18 protein-coding genes, 2 tRNA genes and 1 pseudogene are annotated in these 18,232 nt (G+C 73.7%); 3 read left to right on the top strand and 18 right to left on the bottom strand.

Features of this window, described 5'->3' with window-relative positions; genetic code table 11:
- Positions 1-26: 26 nt before the first annotated feature.
- The 6 genes from AAEM63_RS04500 to AAEM63_RS04525 all read right to left on the bottom strand — a co-directional run bounded on the left by AAEM63_RS04500 (position 27) and on the right by AAEM63_RS04525 (position 2,814).
- Entirely contained in the window at positions 27-425 is a 399-nt protein-coding gene (locus AAEM63_RS04500) for a DUF3054 domain-containing protein (RefSeq protein WP_341360454.1), read from the bottom strand.
- The gene (locus tag AAEM63_RS04505) at positions 425-937 is read right to left on the bottom strand and encodes an NUDIX hydrolase family protein (RefSeq protein WP_341361306.1); all 513 of its coding nucleotides are present in this window, start codon (positions 935-937) and stop codon (positions 425-427) included. Before AAEM63_RS04505 ends, AAEM63_RS04500 begins: the two co-directional genes overlap by 1 nt.
- A 20-nt stretch (positions 938-957) precedes the next feature.
- Complete coding sequence (locus tag AAEM63_RS04510; protein ID WP_341360455.1) at positions 958-1,644, bottom strand: acetoacetate decarboxylase; 687 nt, start codon at positions 1,642-1,644, stop codon at positions 958-960.
- 27 nt (positions 1,645-1,671) lie between these two features.
- A tRNA-Leu gene (locus AAEM63_RS04515) sits at positions 1,672-1,753 on the bottom strand.
- A 69-nt stretch (positions 1,754-1,822) separates the two neighbouring features.
- Positions 1,823-2,299 carry a peroxiredoxin gene (locus AAEM63_RS04520; protein ID WP_341360456.1) on the bottom strand — a complete coding sequence of 159 codons (477 nt, stop codon included), beginning with the start codon at positions 2,297-2,299 and terminating at the stop codon, positions 1,823-1,825.
- A 35-nt stretch (positions 2,300-2,334) separates the two neighbouring features.
- On the bottom strand, positions 2,335-2,814 hold the full coding sequence (locus tag AAEM63_RS04525) for a peroxiredoxin (RefSeq protein WP_341360457.1): 480 nt from the start codon (positions 2,812-2,814) through the stop codon (positions 2,335-2,337).
- A 131-nt stretch (positions 2,815-2,945) separates the two neighbouring features.
- Here AAEM63_RS04525 and AAEM63_RS04530 point away from each other — a divergent pair, with 131 nt between their 5' ends.
- Both AAEM63_RS04530 and AAEM63_RS04535 read left to right on the top strand, forming a co-directional pair.
- On the top strand, positions 2,946-3,818 hold the full coding sequence (locus tag AAEM63_RS04530) for an NAD(P)H-binding protein (protein WP_341360458.1): 873 nt from the start codon (positions 2,946-2,948) through the stop codon (positions 3,816-3,818).
- Between the two features lie 99 nt (positions 3,819-3,917).
- Positions 3,918-3,990: transfer RNA gene (locus AAEM63_RS04535), tRNA-Lys, on the top strand.
- Positions 3,991-4,044: 54 nt separating this feature from the next.
- Here the strand turns inward: AAEM63_RS04535 and AAEM63_RS04540 are convergent.
- The 7 genes from AAEM63_RS04540 to AAEM63_RS04570 all read right to left on the bottom strand — a co-directional run bounded on the left by AAEM63_RS04540 (position 4,045) and on the right by AAEM63_RS04570 (position 10,937).
- Positions 4,045-4,638 carry a class I SAM-dependent methyltransferase gene (locus AAEM63_RS04540; protein WP_341360459.1) on the bottom strand — a complete coding sequence of 198 codons (594 nt, stop codon included), beginning with the start codon at positions 4,636-4,638 and terminating at the stop codon, positions 4,045-4,047.
- A 766-nt stretch (positions 4,639-5,404) separates the two neighbouring features.
- The gene (locus tag AAEM63_RS04545) at positions 5,405-5,635 is read right to left on the bottom strand and encodes a hypothetical protein (protein WP_341360460.1); all 231 of its coding nucleotides are present in this window, start codon (positions 5,633-5,635) and stop codon (positions 5,405-5,407) included.
- Positions 5,636-5,980: 345 nt separating this feature from the next.
- Entirely contained in the window at positions 5,981-7,417 is a 1,437-nt protein-coding gene (locus AAEM63_RS04550) for a S8 family serine peptidase (RefSeq protein ID WP_341360461.1), read from the bottom strand.
- Positions 7,418-7,576: 159 nt separating this feature from the next.
- Positions 7,577-8,239, bottom strand: coding sequence for a methionine ABC transporter permease (locus AAEM63_RS04555; protein WP_341360462.1), 663 nt, complete (start codon positions 8,237-8,239; stop codon positions 7,577-7,579).
- Positions 8,236-9,279, bottom strand: coding sequence for a methionine ABC transporter ATP-binding protein (locus AAEM63_RS04560; RefSeq protein ID WP_341360463.1), 1,044 nt, complete (start codon positions 9,277-9,279; stop codon positions 8,236-8,238). Before AAEM63_RS04560 ends, AAEM63_RS04555 begins: the two co-directional genes overlap by 4 nt.
- Positions 9,280-9,337: 58 nt before the next feature.
- On the bottom strand, positions 9,338-10,231 hold the full coding sequence (locus tag AAEM63_RS04565; protein ID WP_341360464.1) for a MetQ/NlpA family ABC transporter substrate-binding protein: 894 nt from the start codon (positions 10,229-10,231) through the stop codon (positions 9,338-9,340).
- Between the two features lie 283 nt (positions 10,232-10,514).
- Positions 10,515-10,937: a hypothetical protein gene (locus AAEM63_RS04570; protein ID WP_341360465.1), complete on the bottom strand. Its 423-nt coding sequence runs from the start codon at positions 10,935-10,937 to the stop codon at positions 10,515-10,517.
- 203 nt (positions 10,938-11,140) lie between these two features.
- Here AAEM63_RS04570 and AAEM63_RS04575 point away from each other — a divergent pair, with 203 nt between their 5' ends.
- The gene (locus AAEM63_RS04575) at positions 11,141-12,067 is read left to right on the top strand and encodes a dienelactone hydrolase family protein (RefSeq protein ID WP_341360466.1); all 927 of its coding nucleotides are present in this window, start codon (positions 11,141-11,143) and stop codon (positions 12,065-12,067) included.
- Positions 12,068-12,148: 81 nt separating this feature from the next.
- Here AAEM63_RS04575 and AAEM63_RS04580 read toward each other — a convergent pair whose 3' ends face one another.
- From AAEM63_RS04580 to AAEM63_RS04600, 5 genes and pseudogenes are all read right to left on the bottom strand, one after another.
- Positions 12,149-13,165 carry a LacI family DNA-binding transcriptional regulator gene (locus tag AAEM63_RS04580; protein ID WP_341360467.1) on the bottom strand — a complete coding sequence of 339 codons (1,017 nt, stop codon included), beginning with the start codon at positions 13,163-13,165 and terminating at the stop codon, positions 12,149-12,151.
- A gap of 127 nt (positions 13,166-13,292) precedes the next feature.
- A complete protein-coding gene (locus tag AAEM63_RS04585) occupies positions 13,293-14,786 on the bottom strand; it encodes a family 1 glycosylhydrolase (protein ID WP_341360468.1) in 1,494 nt (497 codons plus the stop codon).
- Positions 14,783-15,689, bottom strand: a pseudogene (locus tag AAEM63_RS04590) (carbohydrate ABC transporter permease). The gene AAEM63_RS04585 and the pseudogene AAEM63_RS04590 overlap by 4 nt, the downstream one beginning before the upstream one ends.
- The gene (locus tag AAEM63_RS04595) at positions 15,686-16,687 is read right to left on the bottom strand and encodes a sugar ABC transporter permease (protein WP_341360469.1); all 1,002 of its coding nucleotides are present in this window, start codon (positions 16,685-16,687) and stop codon (positions 15,686-15,688) included. Before AAEM63_RS04595 ends, AAEM63_RS04590 begins: the two are co-directional and overlap by 4 nt.
- Positions 16,688-16,750: 63 nt before the next feature.
- The gene (locus AAEM63_RS04600; RefSeq protein WP_341360470.1) at positions 16,751-18,058 is read right to left on the bottom strand and encodes an extracellular solute-binding protein; all 1,308 of its coding nucleotides are present in this window, start codon (positions 18,056-18,058) and stop codon (positions 16,751-16,753) included.
- Positions 18,059-18,232: the final 174 nt, after the last annotated feature.

Genomic DNA, 18,232 nt, shown 5'->3' on the forward strand with positions numbered 1-18,232 from the left:
CGGCGCGCGCGCGGGCCGCCGCTCGACTAGAGGTAGCGCGCGCGCCGCTCCCGTCGCCGCTCGACGACCTCGGGGACCACGCGCCAGCCGACGAGCAGGAGCCCGAGGACCCCGAGGGTCACCCACGGGAACGCGCCGGACATGCCGCCGCCCGAGACGGCCCGCAGCGCCAGGCCGATGCCGGCGGTGAACACCCAGATCATCACCCCGGAGGGCCAGATGAGCAGCGGCAGCGCCCGCACGGCCGGGACGAACCACGCCACGGCCAGGCCCACGAGGAAGGGCCAGACGATGCCGAGGTACCCGTCCGAGCCGTGGCTGAGCATGCCCACGAGCGCGAAGACCAGGACGGCGGCGGCGTCGATCCCGAACCACCACGCGGGGTGGACCTGGTCCGGGACGACCGGCTCCGGTGCGGTGTCCATCAGCGCAACCTCCCCAGGTGGGCGAGCGCCTGCCGCAGCAGGGTCGCGTGCCCCTCGATCATGTCACCGAGGATCTCCGGCGTCTGCGCCTCGGCGGCGGTGAGCCACGTCAGCTCCAGCGTGTCGTGGCTCGGCCGGCAGTCGCCGGCGACCGGGACGACGTAGGCGAGGGAGACGGCGTGCTGGCGCGGGTCGTGGAAGGGGCTCCCGGGCGTCGGGAAGTACTCCCCGACCGCGAACGGGTGCAGGGAGAGCGGCAGCCGCGGCAGCGCCATCGGCCCGAGGTCCTTCTCGAGGTGACGCTCCAGCGCCTCCCGGATGGTCTCGTGCAGGAGCACCCGGCCCGAGACCAGGGCCCGGGAGATCGTCCCCTCGTCCGTCGCCCGCAGGAGCAGCCCCACCGCCTCGAGGTCCCCGTGTGCGTCGACCCTCGCCGGGATCGCGTCCACGTAGAGGATCGGCACCTTCCGGCGCACCAGGTCCAGGTCCTCGGGGGAGAGCCACGGGCCCATGTCCCCGCTCGCGATGTCACTCACCCCCCGTTTGTATCGTGCCCGGCGCCCGCGCGCGACGCCGCCTCGCCGTTCACCGCCCCGAACACGAGCGTGCCGGCCAGTCGCAGCGTCAGCAGCGGCCGGCGGCGGGCGAGGTGGCCCAGCGGCCCCGCCGGGTTGAAGTCCCACGCCGAGCGCAGCCCGCCCACCCGGGCCGAGAGCCGGTGGGTCGCGCGGTGGTCCGCGCCGTCGAGGCGCTGCGCCGTCGCGAAGGACAGGCGGACCCGCCCGGGCAACCACCGCCGGGCGCGGGTCCGGACCCGGACGAGCGCCGAGGGCCCGTCCTCGGCGGCGGCCGGCCCGCTCGCAGGGACCGCCGCCGCCAGCGCCCCGAACGCGGCGAGCTCCTTGGGGATGCCCCACAGGGCGCGGGCTCCGTCGCGGGAGGCGGGCGAGTCCACCCAGATCTGGGTGACCGTGACCACGGGCCGCAGGCCGCAGCGGCCGAGGACGGCGACGACGAGCTCGTCGTAGGTCAGGTCACCGGGAGGTCCGTACCGGACCAGCGCGACGCCGGTGAGGAGCCTCCCGGCGAGGACCACCGGCCGACAGCCGGCCGGCGTCACCGGTCGGGCCGCCGGGGGCACCGTTGCTCGCGGGACGACGACGAGCGAGAGCGCCGCGGACGCGGTGAGCGACCACGGCGCCGCCGGCCAGTCCCCCATCCGTCCTCCTCGACCGAGGGTCGTCCGTGCGCGAGAGGGGACTCGAACCCCTACGCCCGAAGGCACCAGGACCTAAACCTGGCGCGGCTGCCAGTTACGCCACTCGCGCTCGGCGGACAGCCTACGCGGGAGGAGGGACCGCTCCGGCACCGCGTGGCCGCCACCCGCGGCGGGCCGATCAGCCGACGCCGAGCTCCTTGCGCAGCCGCGCGACGTGACCGGTGGCCTTGACGTTGTACTGGGCGAGGGTGACCGTCCCGTCCGGGCCGACCACGACGGTCGACCGGATGACGCCCACCGAGGTGCGCCCGTAGCTCGACTTCTCCCCCCAGGCGCCGTAGGCCTCGAGCACCTCGTGGTCGGGGTCGGACGCCAGGGGGAAGGGCAGCGACTCCTCCTCGGCGAAGCGGGCGAGCTTGGCGACGCGGTCGGGGGAGATCCCCACCACCGCGTAGCCCGCGGACCGCAGCGCGGCGAGGGAGTCCCGGAAGTCGCAGGCCTCCTTGGTGCAGCCCGGGGTCGCCGCGGCCGGGTAGAAGTAGACGACGACGCCGCGCTCGGTGCCGGCGCGGAGCTCGCCGAGGGCGACCTCGCTGCCGTCGGCCGTGGGGAGGCGGAAGTCCGGGGCGGTGTCGCCGGGGGCGAGACGGGGCATGGTGCGGCTCCTTGTGCGGGTCGGGCGGCGAGGGGTCAGCGGTCGAGGCCGAGATCGGCGCGCAGCGCCGCGACGTGGCCGTCCGGGTCGACGTCGTACTGCGCCAGCCGCAGCGTGCCGTCGGGCTCGACCACGAAGGTCGAGCGGTGCACGACCTCGCGGGTGACGCCGTTGCGGGTCACGGGCCCCCAGGTGCCGTAGGCCTCGGCGACGGCGTGGTCCCGGTCGGAGGCGAGGGGGAAGGTCAGCTGCTCCGCCGCGGCGAAGGACTCCAGGTCCTCGAGGGGGTCGGCCGAGAGTCCGACGACGGAGTAGCCGCCACCGCCGAGGGAGGCGAGGTTGTCGCGGAAGTCGCACGCCTCGGTGGTGCAGCCGGGCGTGGCGGCGCGGGGGTAGAAGTAGACGACCACGCCGCGCTCGCTGCCCCGGCGGAGCTCGGCGAGGGAGACCTGCCCGCCGCCGGCGGCGGGCAGGGTGAAGTCGGGCGCGGTCGTTCCGGGTTCGAGACGGCTCATGCGCCCATCCTGTCATCGCCCGGCCGGGTCCTCCCGTCGGTGCGTCCGTCCACGGCCGGACCTGCGTCCCTCGCGCGGCGTCCGCTCGGCGCCTGTACTGGGACGAGGGGGTGAGAGCGGAGGGCAGTGACATGCTGGTCGTCATCGCCGGTGGCACGGGCCGGCTCGGGACCGCGGTGGCAGGCCGCCTGGTCGAGGCAGGTCACCGGGTGCGGGTGTTCAGCCGCGGGCTCACCCCGCGCGCACAGCTCGACCCGCGCGTGGAGGTGGCCGTGGCGGACGTGCGCGACCCGGCGAGCCTGCCGCCGGTCCTCGCCGGCGCCTCGGTGGTGGTCTCCGCGGTCCAGGGGTTCGTCGGCCGGGGCGGGGCCACCCCGGCGAACACCGACCGGGACGGCAACGCCGCGCTCGTCGACGCGGCCCGGGCGGCCGGGGCGGACGTCGTCCTCGTCTCCCTGGTCAACGCCTCGCCCGACAGCCCCATGGAGCTGGCGCGCGCCAAGGCGGCCGCCGAGGAGCACCTCCGGCGCTCGGGGGTGCGGTGGACGATCGTGCGCTCGGACGCCTTCATCCAGGCGTGGGTCGCCCTGCTCGAGCAGACCTCGAAGGACGGCAGGCCCGTCGTGTTCGGCCGGGCCGACAACCCGGTGGCCTGGGTCGACGTCGAGGACGTCGCCGACGTCGTGACGGCGGCCGTGCTGGACGGTTCGCTGCGCGGGCGCACCCTCGACGTCTGTGGGCCCGAACGGCTCACGCTCGGCCAGCTCGCTCTGGCGGTCATGCGCCGGGGCGGTGTCGCGGGCAGGCCCCGGCGGGTGCCGCGCCCGGTGCTGTACGTCGCGGCCCGGACCGTGGGCGTGGCGAGGCCGGTGCTCGGCCGGCAGATGCGGGCGGCGCTCGCGATGGACGTGATGCCGCCCGCCGACGACTCCGTCACCCGCGCGGAGCTTCCCGGCCTCGCCGGGCGCGGGGTGAGCGACGTGCTGGGGCTCCGGCGCCGGTGAGCCGTCGCGGTCGCGGACCTGTGCGCCATCTCACCCACCGGGACGCCGGCCCGGCTTGGGCCCTTCCCGAGGGGTGCGGTAATGTCTCATCCGCGCCACGCACCGCTAGCTCAATTGGCAGAGCAGCTGACTCTTAATCAGCGGGTTCTGGGTTCGAGTCCCAGGCGGTGTACTCCTCGAAGGTCCTCGGCCCGCTCCGCGGGCCGGGGACCTTCCTCGTCCTGCGCTACCCGCGAAGGCGTAGCCGGTACCACCGCGGCGACGTCCTCGTCAGCGGCCACCCCAGACCTGTGGTCTCCGCGGCCTCGACGGAGACGGCCTCCCAGCCGGCGAACGCGGCCTCGACCTCCGCGCGCGTCACACCGCCGACGACGGAGCGGATCGCGGTGGCCCCGAACGCGAGCATCAGCAGTGTCGCCCCCGGTTCGGCGAGCGCGGTGACCCCCCGCCCCTCGGCGAGACGGTCCTCGGCGCCCAGGCCCTGGAAGCAGCCGACGTCGAGGAAGAAGTCGAACGAGCCCAGGCGGTCCCGCGACAGGTCCGTCACGTCGCCGACGACGAACGTGGCGTCCAGGCCCCGCCCGCGCGCCGCGTCGATCGCCCGTGGGACGTCGTCGACACCCACGAGCTGCCACCCGCGCGCCAGAAGGGCGGGAGCGTACTGGCCCCGGCCGCAGCCGAGGTCGAGCGCCCGGCCGGGTGGGTGGGGCCGTTCGGCGACCTCCCGCTCCAGCAGGGCCTCGATGCCGGCGCGGGCGGCCCGGCCGTGGCGTTCCCACGGGGTGAGCCCGAGGAGGTACGAGAGCGAGTATCTCCGCATCCGCCTCACCTCTCGTCGGTGCGCCGCGTCCCGGCCACAAGACATCGTCAGCCCTGCCCGCGACGCGCGTCCAGGGCCGCGCCGCCGGTGGCCCTCACGGTTGAAGGGCCTCGTGGCGTACGCCGCCGCCGGCGGGCACCTCGTCCTGGGCCGCGCACGGGCTACGCCGACCCCGAGGCGCGGGCGCGGACGGAGGCCAAGCCGGGGTGCCTCGCCGACGCCGCGGGGTGCGCTACCAGGAGTTCGCGAACCTCGCCGAGCCGCTGCCGGTCCAGGGCACCGACGGGCTGGCCCTGCCGGCCGGGGCCCGCGCCACCGGGTGGGCCGACGCGCTGCTGCTCGGCGGGGCCGAGATCCTCGCCCGGTACGACCACCCCCACCACGGCGCGTACCCCGCCGCGGTCACCGCCGCGCACGGCTCCGGACGGATCATCACCGTCGGCACGGTCCCGGACGACGTGTTCGCCCGGGCGCTGGTCGACATGGCCCCCGGCGGGGGAGGACCCGTGGCGCGCCCTGGTCGCCGGGTCGGTGACGGTCCTGTCCGGCACCAACGGCGCGGGCGCGCGGGTGCGGTTCGTCCACGACTGGTCGTGGGAGCCGACGTCGGTCACCGTGCCGACCGCCGTGCGGGACGTCCTCGCGGGGACGTCGAGCGACGCCGGCGGCGAGGTCGAGCTCGGCCCCTGGGACGTCCGGGCGCTCGTCGAGGAGCGAGCCGGCGGGCCCGGAGCCCGCGTGGCTCCCGGCCCGTGCCCGGGGTCCGTCAGCCCGCCCAGGCCTCGACGCGGGTCCCGCCGGTCGTGCGCGTCCGGGCGGAGTCCTCCACGGCGAGGGCGAGCATGTGGTCCTGGAGCCCGCCGGCGAGCGGGTACGGGGCCGGCCCCTCGCCGCGTCCCCACCGGGCGGCCTCGACGAGGATCGCCGCGACGGCGAGGTCGTCCTCGGACAGCCGTGCGCCGAGGAACGAGTTGCGCCACCGCACCTGGCCGTCCACCGAGATGTGGTCGAGGTCGAGGGCCCTCGAGGTTGAGGTCGGTGCCGACCACTCGGCGCAGGAGTGCGGACTCCACCGGGGTGCGGGGGTCGGCCAGCCGTACTGGAGGTGTCGAGGAAGTTCACCGGCCCGGCGAGCGCGCGTCGGAGCGTCTCCCGGGCGCGGTCCGCCGGCACCTCGTAGCCGTAGATCGCCGGTGAGCTGCCCAGGGCGCTGGCCCCGACGGAGACCTCGGTGACCGCGAGGTCCGTCCTACCCAGTGTGCGGGTCGTCAACATCGCCCCAGGCCAGTGCGACGAGGCCCGCCCGGCCGTGGTGGCCGGGCGGGCCTCGTCGGCCGTGGAGCTACCTCCTGGGTCCACCCTTGGTGCGGGCGGGCTCAGGGGCGGTGTCCGTCGTCGCCGTCGTGAACGCGGCGTCGAGCGCGGCGGGGACGTCGACGACGCCCGACCCACTCGCGTCGACGCCCCAGGCGATGGTGCGCAGGCCACCGAGGTTGGGGTCGAAGACCTCCCGCTCGCCGGCGGGCAGCGCGGTCGCCGTCTCCTCGAGGATGCGCTCGGCGTCGGCCTGGGCCAGGGCCGGATTGCGCTCGGCCATGAGTGCGACGGCGCCCGCGACGTGCGGCGACGCCATGGACGTACCGCCGAGGAAGTAGTAGCTCTGCTTGGCGTTGAGCTGGTAGGGCCCGACGATCCACGAGCCGGGGGCGGCGACGTCGAGGTCCTGGCCGGCGAGCTCGCGGGAGGAGAACTCGGCGATGTAGGCGGTCTCGGCCACGGCGCCCTCGGCGACGTCGACGCCTGTCCACCACGAGGTGTCCACCGGCGCCTGCCACTCCCCGGTCCAGCCGTTGGCGGCCACGGAGATGACCGGCTCGTACGCGCCGGGGTAGCCCATGCCGGCCTCGCCGGAGTTGCCGGCCGAGGCGACGATGAGCACGCCGGCCTCGACCGCGCGGTCGATGGCGGCCGTGCTCAGCGCGTCGTTCGTGGGACCGCCGAGGGACATGTTGATGACGACGGGCGCGTCGCCGAGGACGCCGCTCTCCTTGAGGTCGGTGACGTAGTCGATGCCCGCCGCCACGACCGAGGACCAGCCCGAGCCGTTCTGGTTGAGCACCTTGACCGGGATGACCGTGGCCTCGGGCGCGACGCCGGCGATGGCCGTGCCGTTCATGTTGTAGCCGAGGATCGTGCTGGTCACGTGCGTGCCGTGGCCGTTCTGGTCCACCGACCACTTGTTCGGCTGGTAGGAGATCGAGCCCCGCTCCCCGCCGCCGCCGCCGATGGCGACGCCGAGCTCCTCCGCGATGCGCTCCTCGCCGAAGTACGCCGGCCACGAGCTGTGCAGCCCGGTGTCGAGGACCGCCACGTAGACGCCCGCTCCCGTCTCGGCGACCTCGCGGGCCTGGGTCGCGACGTCCTGGACGTCGATCTGGTCGGTGTGCCAGGTGGCCAGGCCGTCCTCGAGGGTGGAGGTGAACGGGCTGGAGGCCACCGGCTTGCCGATGACCTCGACGTCCTTGTTCACCGCCTCGACGTAGGGCAGCCGGCCGATCCCGGCGACGGCGGAGGCGGGCGCGCGCATCGTCAGCGCGTCGATCTCGGGGTACTGCTCGTTGACCGCGCCGTACGCGGAGAGCTCGGCGAGGATCGCGGGGGTGATGTCGGTGGAGAGCACGACGTTTACGCCCACGTCGTTGCCGGCGGCCTGGGCGACCGGGACGGTCGCGAGGGTCAGGGCGGCAAGGGCGGAGAGTCCGGTGACGGCACGGCGCATGGAGCGACTTCTTCCTCTAGGTGCTCGGGCGACCCGCCCCGGGGGCAGGGGGAGGGGCCTGGTGCTCAGAGCCTAGGGGTGCCCGCTCCCCGTGCGGGGGACGACGGGCCGGTGACCTGCGGTTGTCCGCGGGGCGGCCACGCCCCGGCTGCTGCGTGGCTACCGGCGCAGGACCTTGCGCGCGAGGTGGTTGCCCAGGAACTGCACCGCCTGGACGAGGGCGACGATGACGAGCACCGTGATGTAGGTGACGCCCCAGTCGAAGCGCTGGTAGCCGTAGGTGAGCGCGAAGTTGCCCAGCCCGCCGCCGCCGACGATGCCGGCCAGGGCGGACATGTCCACGACGGCGACGAAGAGGAACGTGTAGCCCAGGATCAGCGGGGCGAGCGCCTCCGGGATGATCACGGTGAGGATGATCCGGACGGGTGAGGCGCCCATGGACCGGGCCGCCTCGATGACGCCCGGGTCGAGGGCCACGAGGTTCTGCTCGACGAGGCGGGAGGTGGCGAACGCCGCCATGATCGCCGCGGGCACGATGAAGGCGTCGGTGCCGATGCGCGAGCCCACCAGGGCCAGGGTGAGCGGTCCGACGGCCGTGAGGAAGATGATGAACGGGATCGGCCGGACGAAGTTGACCAGGACGTTGAGCGCCGCGAAGACGTACCGGTTCGCGAGCAGCCCGCCGCGGCGGGTGGTGTAGAGGACCAGGCCCAGCACCAGGCCGATCGCGCCGCCGATGCCCATCGCGAGGGCGACGATGTACAGCGTCTGCCAGAACGCCTCGAGGAAGAGGTCCCAGTCGGCCGCCCAGTCGAACTTCATCGTGTGGCCTCCAGCTCGGGGTACTCCTGGACGGTGGTGAAGTGCCGCAGCTCCGCCAGCGCGGCCCCGATCGCGGCGGGCTCGCCGGTCAGGGCCAGGGTGAGGGAGCCGAAGGGGCGCTCGCCGATCTCGGTGATGCCGCCGTAGACGATGGCCCCGTCGACGGCGTTGACGGCGAGGGTGCGCATGATCTGCGCGCTCGAGCCGTGGTCCTCCTGCACCCCCACCGTCACCAGCGTGCCGGGGTGGCTGGCCGCGAGCCGGGCCAGGACCTCGGGGGTGGGCCGGTCGCGCAGCGAGGTCCCCACGAACCGCCGGGTGGCCTCCTGCGTGGGGTGGGAGAAGACGTCGTAGACGCTGCCCAGCTCGACGACGCGGCCGCCCTCCATGACCGCGACCCGGTCGCACAGGTACTTCACGACGTCCATCTCGTGGGTGATGACGACGATGGTGACGCCGAGCTCGGCGTTGACCCGCCGGAGCAGGGACAGCACGTCCCGGGTGGTCTCGGGGTCCAGCGCCGACGTCGACTCGTCGGCGAGGAGGATCTTGGGGCTGCTGGCCAGCGCGCGGGCGATGCCGACCCGCTGCTTCTGCCCGCCCGAGAGCTCGGCCGGCCGGGCCCCCGCCTTGTCGGCCAGGCCGACGAAGCGCAGGAGCTCGGCCACGCGCTCGCGGCGCCGGTCCTTGTCCCACCCGGCGACCCGGAGCGGGTAGGCGATGTTCTCCGCGACGGACTTGGCGGAGAAGAGGTTGAACTGCTGGAAGATCATGCCGATGTCGGCACGGACCGGCCGCAGCTGCTTCTCCGTCATCGCCGAGACCGTCCGGCCGTCGACGACGACGGTGCCCGCCGTCGCCCGTTCGAGCCCGTTGACGAGCCGGACCAGCGTGGACTTCCCGGCGCCCGAGTAGCCGATGACGCCGAAGATCTCGCCCTGCGCGATCTCCAGGGTGACGTCCTCGACGGCGCGGACCGCCCCCGGGCCGTCGCCGAAGACCTTGTGCACGCCGTCGAGCCGGATGATGGGGGAGCTCATGGGGCCATCATCGCGGGCCGTGCCCGGCGCCGCCCGGCGGCACCGGGCACGTGCGCGCTCACTCGGTCAGGCCCGCCTGGACCTCGGCGAGGATCTCCTGGAGCTCGGCGGCGTCCTGGTCGGCGAAGGAGGCGGTGCCGCCCGCGGTCTCCTGGACCGCGTCGAGGACCTCCTGCTCGTGGTAGAGCTCGACGAGACGGGCGTAGGTCTCGTTGTCGGCGTCCTCGGCGCGGGCGACCCAGATGTTGATGTAGGGCCGGGCGCCCTCGCTCTCGGCGCTGTCGGCGAAGATCGCGTCGTCGGGCGTGAGGCCCGCGTCGGCGACGAAGTCGTTGTTGACGACCGAGGCGGCCACCGAGTCCAGCGCGACGACGGTCTGGTTGGCCTCGACGGGGGTGACCGTGACGGTGGAGGCGGCCTCGTCGATGTCCGACGGGGTGGGCACGGTGCCGGCGTCGTCGTCGAGGGTGAGCAGCCCCGCCTCCTCCAGGACGAACAGGGCCCGCGCCTGGTTCGTGACGTCGTTGGGGATGGCGATCTCGGCGCCGTCGGGGATGTCGGCCACGTCGTCGTACTCCTGGGAGTACACGGCCAGCGGGTAGACCGCGGTGGCGCCGATCGGGGTGAGGTCCTGCCCGTCCGCCTCGTTGTACTGGGCGAGGTAGAGGATGTGCTGGAACTGGTTGAGGTCGAGGTCGCCGTCGGTCAGGGCCGGGTTGGGCTGGGTGTAGTCGCTGAAGTCGACGATCTCGACCGCGATGCCCTCCTCGGCGGCGAGGTCCTCGAAGATCGTCCACTCCGGGTTGGCGGCGCCGACGACGCCGATGCGGACCGGGTCGTCCTCGGTGCCGCCGGCGGCCGTGGTGGCCTCCCCGCCGCCGCAGGCGGCCAGGGTCAGGGCGAGGGCGGCGCCGGCCGTGAGGGCGGCGGCGCGGCGGGGGCGGAGCGTCATGGTGGTCCTTCGCTGGTTCGGCTCGTGCTGGGTCGTCGGTCGCGGCGCGGGGCGTCGCCGGGTCCCAGGTTCGCCGCTGCCCCCGTCACGGGGCGACCCGAGACGGAGCCGTCTCAAGATCCGGACGCCCACCGGGGTGGTTTGAGAGGAGCATCACGTGGGGGCGGGAGACGTGCCGCGCCTGCCTCGATCCTGTCCTGGCGCGCAGCCGACGTGGCCGCACCTCCGTAGGAGGGCATCGCGCTCGTCCGGAGTGACACCCGACTGTGGCTCGCGTGTACCTTCAACCTTCGGCGGTGCCCCCGCTGTCCATGCCGGGGCCCACGAACGTGGCGGTCCGGTCCTCGATGGTGATGACGATGTCTACCTCGCCGGCGAGCTCGCCCCTCCGTTCGGTCAGCTCGAGATCATCGAGTGGGGCGCCGACGATCTCCACCGAAGGCTCAGAGCACTGCTCGGGGTCGGAGTCCGCGACCGAGTCGCAGAGGAAAGGGACGCCGTCCTCGGTGACCAGAGTTGTCTGCACCCGCACCTGCTCGCCGGCTTCGACGCGGTCGAGGGCATCTCTGATGGAGATCGGCTCCCGCGCGGAGGCGCTGGACGTGGGTTCGTCAGGCACTGGCGCCGGCTCTTCGGTGCATCCGGCCAGAAGCACCATGAGCGCTGTGACAGTGCAAACGCCCATCACCGTGCGCAAGGCGACCACCCACCTACTCCTTGGCTCGGACGGTGACGCTGCTCATAGCGTCCCAGTTTGCGGCACCCGAGTATCGATGGGGCCGCTTCTGGTTGACCGCACCTCAACGTATCGGGTGATATCTCTCATGGCGGGTGCTGGCGCGGAGTCCATGGCGGCTCGTTGGACGCGGACTCGGGAGTTCTTACCGACGTCACCGACAGGAGGACACCGTGAGCGAACCACGATCCGCGCCGGCTGCGGCGGACCGCGCGAAGGTGCGAACGCTGATCGGCCTGACGGCCGAGCTCGCCGCTGTACCGGAGGTGCGCCGGCAGGGTGAGGGCGACGTCGTCGACGGTGTGCGGGTGCGGCGCCTCGTGCTGACGTCACCCGACGGCGGTGACGTGCCCTGCCTCTATCTCACGCCCGGGTCCGAGGGACCCTGGCCCGGTGTGGTGGCCGTGCACCAGCACAACGACGAGTTCCATCTCGGCAAGAGCGAGCCGGCGGGTCTGGCCGGCGATCCGACCATGGCCTACGGCGCCGCGATGGCGCGGCTGGGCGTCGCCGTCGTCGTCCCCGACCTGCTCGGTTTCGAGGACCGGCGGGCAGCGGGCCCGCGCGGCGAGCGGGGGTACGAGCTCCTGGAGGCGTTCCACCTGCTCGCCGTGGGTACGACGCTGCAGGCGCAGCACGTCCGCGACGTCGCGCTGGCGGTCTCGTTCCTCGGCACCCAGGCGGACGTGACGGACCGGATCGGCGTCATCGGTCACTCGCTCGGTGGGCAGGTGGCGCTGTTCGCGACGGCGTGCGACCCGCGGATCGGCTCCGCCGTCCTCAGCTGCGGGGTGGGGACGGTGGAGTCGTTCCACCGCGAGTCCGTGCTGCACAACCCGGCCTGGTACGTGCCCGGCGTCATCCCTGCGGGTGACGTCCCCGCCGTCGCGGCGGTCGCCGCCGGGCAGACGTTCTGGGTCTCGGCCGGCTCCGCGGACCCCCTCTTCCCCCTGGACGGGGTCGAGGCGGTCGTGGCCGGGTTCCCGGCCGGAGCGGCCGAGCTCCATGTGTTCGACGGCGGGCACGCCTTCCCGCCGCAGGTCGCGGGGCCGGCGACCACCTGGCTCGCGCGTGCGCTCGGGGCGACCGTCGCCGGCTGACGTGGCGGGTTCGCCTGGGCGTGGCCCCCGCACGTGCTCACCGACCACGACCCGACAGGGACCAGATCGGTGGGTCCTGGTTCAGGACGAGCCGCGCACCACCAGGGCCGTGGGGAACTGGACGGACTCGGTGCCGCCGGTGCCCTCGAGCTGGGCCAGGAGCATCTCCACGGCGCGGCGGGACATCGCCTGGGCCGGGTTGACCACGGTCGTCAGCGGCGGGCGCGTGCGGGCCGCGAGGCCCATGTCGTCGAAGCCGACGACCCGGACCTGGTCCGGCACCGCGATCCCGCGGCCGCGCAGCACCTCCATCGCGGCCTCCGCCATGAGGTCGGAGGCGACGAACAGGCCGTCGACGTCCGGGTGGTCGTCGAGCAGCCGGCCGGTGGCGGCCGCGGCCGCGTCGGCGGTCCAGTCGGTGTGCTCGACGGCGTCGGTGGGCAGGCCCGCCGCGGCGACGACCTCGGCCCAGCCGGCGAGTCGGTCGCGGCCGGCGGCCATGTCGGCGGGTCCGGCCACCGTGGCGGGGCGCCGCGCACCGCGGGCGAGGAGGTGCTCGGCGGCGAGCCGGCCGCCGCCGGCGTTGTCGACGTCGACCCAGGTCAGCGGCAGGGACGCGTCCCAGGGGCGGCCGATGAGCACCGCGGGCACGGCGGACTCCGCGAGCGCCTCGACGACGTTGTCCATCCGGTGGTGGGAGACGACGATGGCGCCGTCGGCGTGCCCGGCCTGGAGGTAGTTGACCATCCGGGCCGCGCGCTCGCCGGGCTGGCCCACGAGCAGGACGATCTGCAGGTCGGTGCTCGACAGGGCCGTGGTCACGCCGTGGAGCACGGTCGCGAAGAACGGGTCGGTGAACAGGGTGGAGTCGGACTCGGGGATGACCACGGCGATGGAGTCGGTGCGCCGGGTCACCAGGCTCCGGGCGGCCTGGTTGGGGCGGTAGCCGATCTCGCGCACGGCGGCCTCGACGGCCGCCCGGGCCTCCGGGCTGACCCGCTCCCCGCCGCGCACGGCTCGGGACGCCGTCGCCCGGGAGACCCCTGCGAGCCGGGCGACCTCCACGAGGGTGGGGGCCGGTGAGCCGGTCCTGGTCATCGTCGCCCCCGTTCCGTTCGTCCGTGCGGGGCTGGTCGCCCCACCGGTGGAGTCTGCCACCCACCGGGCCGCGCGGGGCCCGCTCCGTGGGTCCCGCGCGGCCCGGCCGCCGCCGGCCGGGACGGTCCTAGTCCCTGCCACCGGGCAGGGACCGGCTGTGGGTGAGGTCGGCGTACCACAGCGCGCTGGCCTTGGGGGTGCGCTCGAGGGTGTCGTAGTCGACCCGGACGACGCCGAACCGCTTGCCGTACCCGAAGGCCCACTCGAAGTTGTCGAGCAGGGACCACACGAAGTACCCGCGCACGTCCGCGCCGGCGTCCACCGCGTCGGTGACCGCGGCGAGGTGGGCGGCGACGTAGTCCCGGCGCTCGGCGTCGTCGACGAACCCGTGCGCGTCGGGGGCGTCGTCGAACGCGGCGCCGTTCTCGGTGACGTACACGGGGATGCCTGCTGGGCCGGTGTACTCCTGCTGGAGCCGCACGAGGAGACGGGTGAGGCCCTCGGGCTGGACCTCCCAGCCCATGGCGGTCGTCGGCAGGCCCCGCGGCACCGCCCGCAGGTGCTCGGACCCGACGAACGGGCTGCGGCGCTGGCGCCCCCCGAGGGTGGCCTGCGGCTCCGTCGCGTCCGCCGGCCGCCCGTCCGCGGTGAGGCCGGTGGTTGCGCCGCCGTTGTAGTAGTTGACGCCGAGGAAGTCCAGGGGCGCGGAGATCGTCGCGAGGTCGCCGGCGCGGACGAGGCCGTCCGGCCAGTGGGCGGCCATGTCGGTGCGGACGTCGTCGGGGTACTCCCCGCGCAGCACCGGGTCGAGGAAGATCCGGTTGAACGCGCCGTCCACCCGGCGGGCGGCGTCGACGTCGGCGGGCTCGGCCGGGTCGGCGGGGTCGGAGACCGTGAGGTTGAGGGTGATCCCGAGGTGGAGGTCGGCGTCGCGCTCGCGCAGGGCCTCCACCGCGAGGCCGTGCGCCAGGAGGAGGTGGTGCGCGGCGGCGACCGCCTCGGCCGGGTCGGTGTGGCCGGGGGCGTGCTCGCCGGCGGCGTAGGAGAGGAACGAGGAGCACCAGGGCTCGTTGAGCGTGGTGATGTGCCGGACCCGGTCACCGAGCGCCTCGTGCACGCTGACGGCGTACTCGGCGAACCGGTGGGCGGTGTCCCGGTCGGTCCAGCCGCCCCGGTCCTGCAGCGCCTGCGGCAGGTCCCAGTGGTAGAGCGTGAGCCACGGGGTGATCCCGGCGCCGAGGAGCTCGTCGACGAGGCGGGAGTAGAAGTCCAGCCCCGCGGGGTTGACCGGGCCGCCGTCCGGGCGCACCCGCGCCCACGAGGTGGAGAAGCGGTAGGCGTCCAGGCCGAGGTCGGCCATGAGGGCGACGTCCTCGCGGTAGCGGTGGTAGTGGTCGACGGCGACCGTGCCGTCGTCGCCGTTCACGACGGCGCCCGGGACCCGGCAGAACGTGTCCCAGATGGAGTCGGTGCGCCCGTCCTCGTGGGTGGCACCCTCGATCTGGAAGGCGGCCGTGGCGGCGCCGAGGACGAACCCCGGCGGCAGGGCCCGGCCGGCGCCCGCGGGGCGGGTGGCCGTGGCCGTGGTGGCGGACTCGGCCGTGGTGGCGGTGGGGTTCATCCCTTGACAGCTCCTTGCATGATGCCGGTCACGAGGTGGCGACCGGCGAGGGCGAAGACGAGGACGAGCGGCAGCGTGGCCGCCACCACCCCGGCCATGATGAGCGAGTAGTCCTTGAAGTAGGAGGCCTGCAGCAGCTGCACGGCCACCGTGAGGGTGGGGTTGGTCGAGCCGAGCACGATGAACGGCCAGAAGAAGTTCGTCCAGGAGCCCACGAACGTGAACAGGGCGAGCATCGCCGCGGCCGGCCGGGCGGCCGGCATCGCCACGTGCCAGAAGGTGCGGATCATCGAGCACCCGTCGACCCGGGCGGCCTCGACCAGCTCGTAGGGCAGAGCCTCGGAGAGGTACTGGGTCATCCAGAACACCCCGAAGGCGGTGACCATTCCGGGGACGATGACGGCCTGGAGCTGGCCCACCCAGCCGAGCTCGGACATGACGATGAACAGCGGGACGATGCCGAGCTGGGTCGGCACGGCCATCGTCGCGACGACGAACACGAGCAGCGGACCGCGCCCGCGGAAGCGCAGCTTGGCGAAGGAGTACCCCGCGAGGGTGGAGAAGACGACGACGGAGAAGGCCGTCGCGGTGGAGACGATGACGCTGTTGCCCAGCGCGCGCCAGAACTGGATGTCGGAGTCGACCACCCGGCGGAGGTTCTCCAGCAGGTTGCCCTCCGGGACGAGGGACGGCACGGGGTTCTGGGCGATCGTGGCCGCGTCGGAGGAGGCGAGCAGGATCGCGTAGTAGATGGGGTAGACCGAGACGAGGAGGACGACGGCGAGGAGGGTGTAGGTGACCCAGCCCGGACGGCGGTTGCCCCCCCCCGCGGCGGCGGGCGGCGGCGCGGGCGGCACCCGGTCCGGCGGTCTGGCGGATGACGGCGATCGAGGGGGCGCTCATCGGGCCCCTCCCTTCGTGGCGGCGCCGGCGGAGGCGATCTTGCGGGTGAGGGCGAAGTTCAGCAGGCCGATGCCGACGATGATGAGGAACAGGATCCACGCGACGGCGGAGGCACGGCCGAAGCTCTTCTGCGCCCCCCAGCCGAGCTCGTAGAGGTACATCGTCACGGTCATCCACTGCCGGTCCGCGCCGCCCTGGCCCAGGGTGTCGAACATGCGCGGCTCGTCGAAGATCTGCAGGCCGCCGATGGTCGAGGTGATGACGACGAAGATCAGCGTGGGACGCAGCATGGGCACGGTGACGGAGAGGAACTGGCGCAGCCGGCCGGCGCCGTCGATGACGGCGGCCTCGTACAGGTCCCGGGGGACGGCCTGCATCGCGGCGAGGAGGATGAGGGTGTTGTAGCCGGTCCAGCGGAAGTTCACCATGGTCGCGATGGCCACGTGGCTCGCCAGCGGGTCGGAGTGCCAGCCGATCGGGTCCAGGCCCACGCCGGCGAGAACAGTGTTGATGAGACCGGACTGGTCGGCGAACATCTTGGAGAAGATGAGGGCCACCGCGACCGGGGCGACGACGTAGGGCAGGAGCACGCCCATGCGCCAGAAGGTCTTCGCGCGCAGGTTGGCGTCCAGGACGGCCGCCACCACGATGGCCACGACCAGCTGGGGCACCGAGGACAGCAGGAAGATGCTGAAGGTGTTGCGCAGGGCGGTGAGGAAGCGCGGCTGGGTCAGGACGTCGGCGTAGTTCTGCAGGCCGACGAATCCGCCCTGGCCGCCGATGAGGTGCCAGTCGTGCACCGAGACGTACGCGGTGTAGACGATGGGGAACAGGCCCGCGACGGCGAAGACGAGGAAGAACGGGGCGATGTAGAGGTAGGGGGAGAAGGTGACGTCCCACCGGGCCAGGCGCTGACGCAGCCCGCGGGGGGCGGTGTCGGGTCGGGCGGTGGGCCGGGACGGCGCGGGCGTCGGCGGCGCCGGGGTGGTGACGGCCATGAGGGACCTCCGGGACGGGCTGGGGGACGGGGGCCGGCCGGACGGCCGGCCCCCGCCCGGCTGTCAGAGACCGAGCTCGTCGAAGGCGGTCAGCGCCTTCTCCCACGAGGTGGCGGCGTCGTCGGTGCCGTTGGCGTCGACGCGGACGATTGCGTCGGAGACGGCCAGGTGGATGGCGAAGTAGTTCGGGCCCTTGAACGGGGTGACCGTCACGGCCTCGGCGCGGTTGGCGAGGATCTCACCGGTGGGGGCGTCGTTGAAGAACGCGTTGGTCTGGCCCAGGAGCTCCTCGCTCTCGAGCGCCTCGACCTGGCTGGGGAAGGTGCCCTTGGAGACGAACGCCTTGACCTGCTGCTCCGGCGCGGTCAGCCAGGCGGCGAGCGCCTTGGCCTCCTCGGGGTGCTCGCCCTGGGTCGGGACGGTGAGGAAGGACCCGCCCCAGTTGCCGCCACCGCCGGGGAAGACGTCGGCGATGTCCCAGCCCTCGACGCCGGCCGCGTTGCCCTCGATGACACCGAGCATCCAGCCCGGGGCCAGCATGGTGGCGAAGCCGTCGTTCTGGAAGGCGTTGGTCCAGTCCTCGCCCCACTGCTCGAGGCCCGCGGAGAGGCCGTCGTCGACGGCGGCGGTGAGCACCTCGTCGTACAGGGCCTTGACCTCGGTGTTCCCGGCGAGGTCCTTGGGCGTGCCGTCGGTCTCCTCGTAGGCGTTGGGGAGCTGGTTGACCATGCCCTGGTACGTGGCCTGGGCCGAGTCGAACCACGGGACGTCGGAGCTCTCGGCGAACTGGCGACCCACCTCGAAGTAGGTGTCCCAGTCACCCTCCAGCAGCGCGGCCACCTCCTCGCGGTCGGTGGGCAGCCCGGCCTCGGCGAAGAGGTCGCTGCGGTACGCCACGGCCTCCGGGCCGATGTCGGTGCCGTAGCCGATGAGCTTGCCGTCGGCGGTGGTGGCCTGCTCGACCTTCCAGTCGAGCCAGCGGCCCTCGAGCTCGGGGTCGGACAGGTCCACGAACTGGTCGGGGTACTGCATGAGCTCGGGGAGCCAGTCGACCTCGATGGCCTCGACGTCGGCCAGGCCGGACCCGGCGGCGAGGCGGGTGTTCATGTTGTCGCGGGCCTCGTTGGAGGTCGCCGCCTTCTTGTGCTCGACGGTGATGCCGGGGTTCTCGGCCATGTACTCGTCGAGGAGCTCCTCGTAGCCGAACTCGTTGAACGTGGCGACCGTGAGGGTGATGTCACCGGCCTCCTCGGTCGAGCCGCCGCCGCCGGCGGCGGCGTCGCCGTCGGCCTCGGTGCCGCCGCAGGCGGCGAGGACCAGGCTGAGCCCGGCCAGACCGGCCGCACCGGCCGTGAGACGTGTGATGCGCACTGTGACTCCTTCGTCGTGTGCGGCGGTGAAGCCGCCTGCGGGCGGGACCGGGGGGGGGTTCCGGGCCCTGGTGTGGGAGCGCTCTCACGTTCGCGCACGGCTTGGCGTGGGAGCGCTCTCACGGGATGGATGGAGAATGACAGAGCCGGGCCGGGCGCGTCAAGCGCGGTTCGC

Origin of the sequence: Georgenia sp. M64, from assembly GCF_038049925.1 — a bacterium.
Taxonomy (GTDB): Bacteria; Actinomycetota; Actinomycetes; order Actinomycetales; family Actinomycetaceae; genus Georgenia.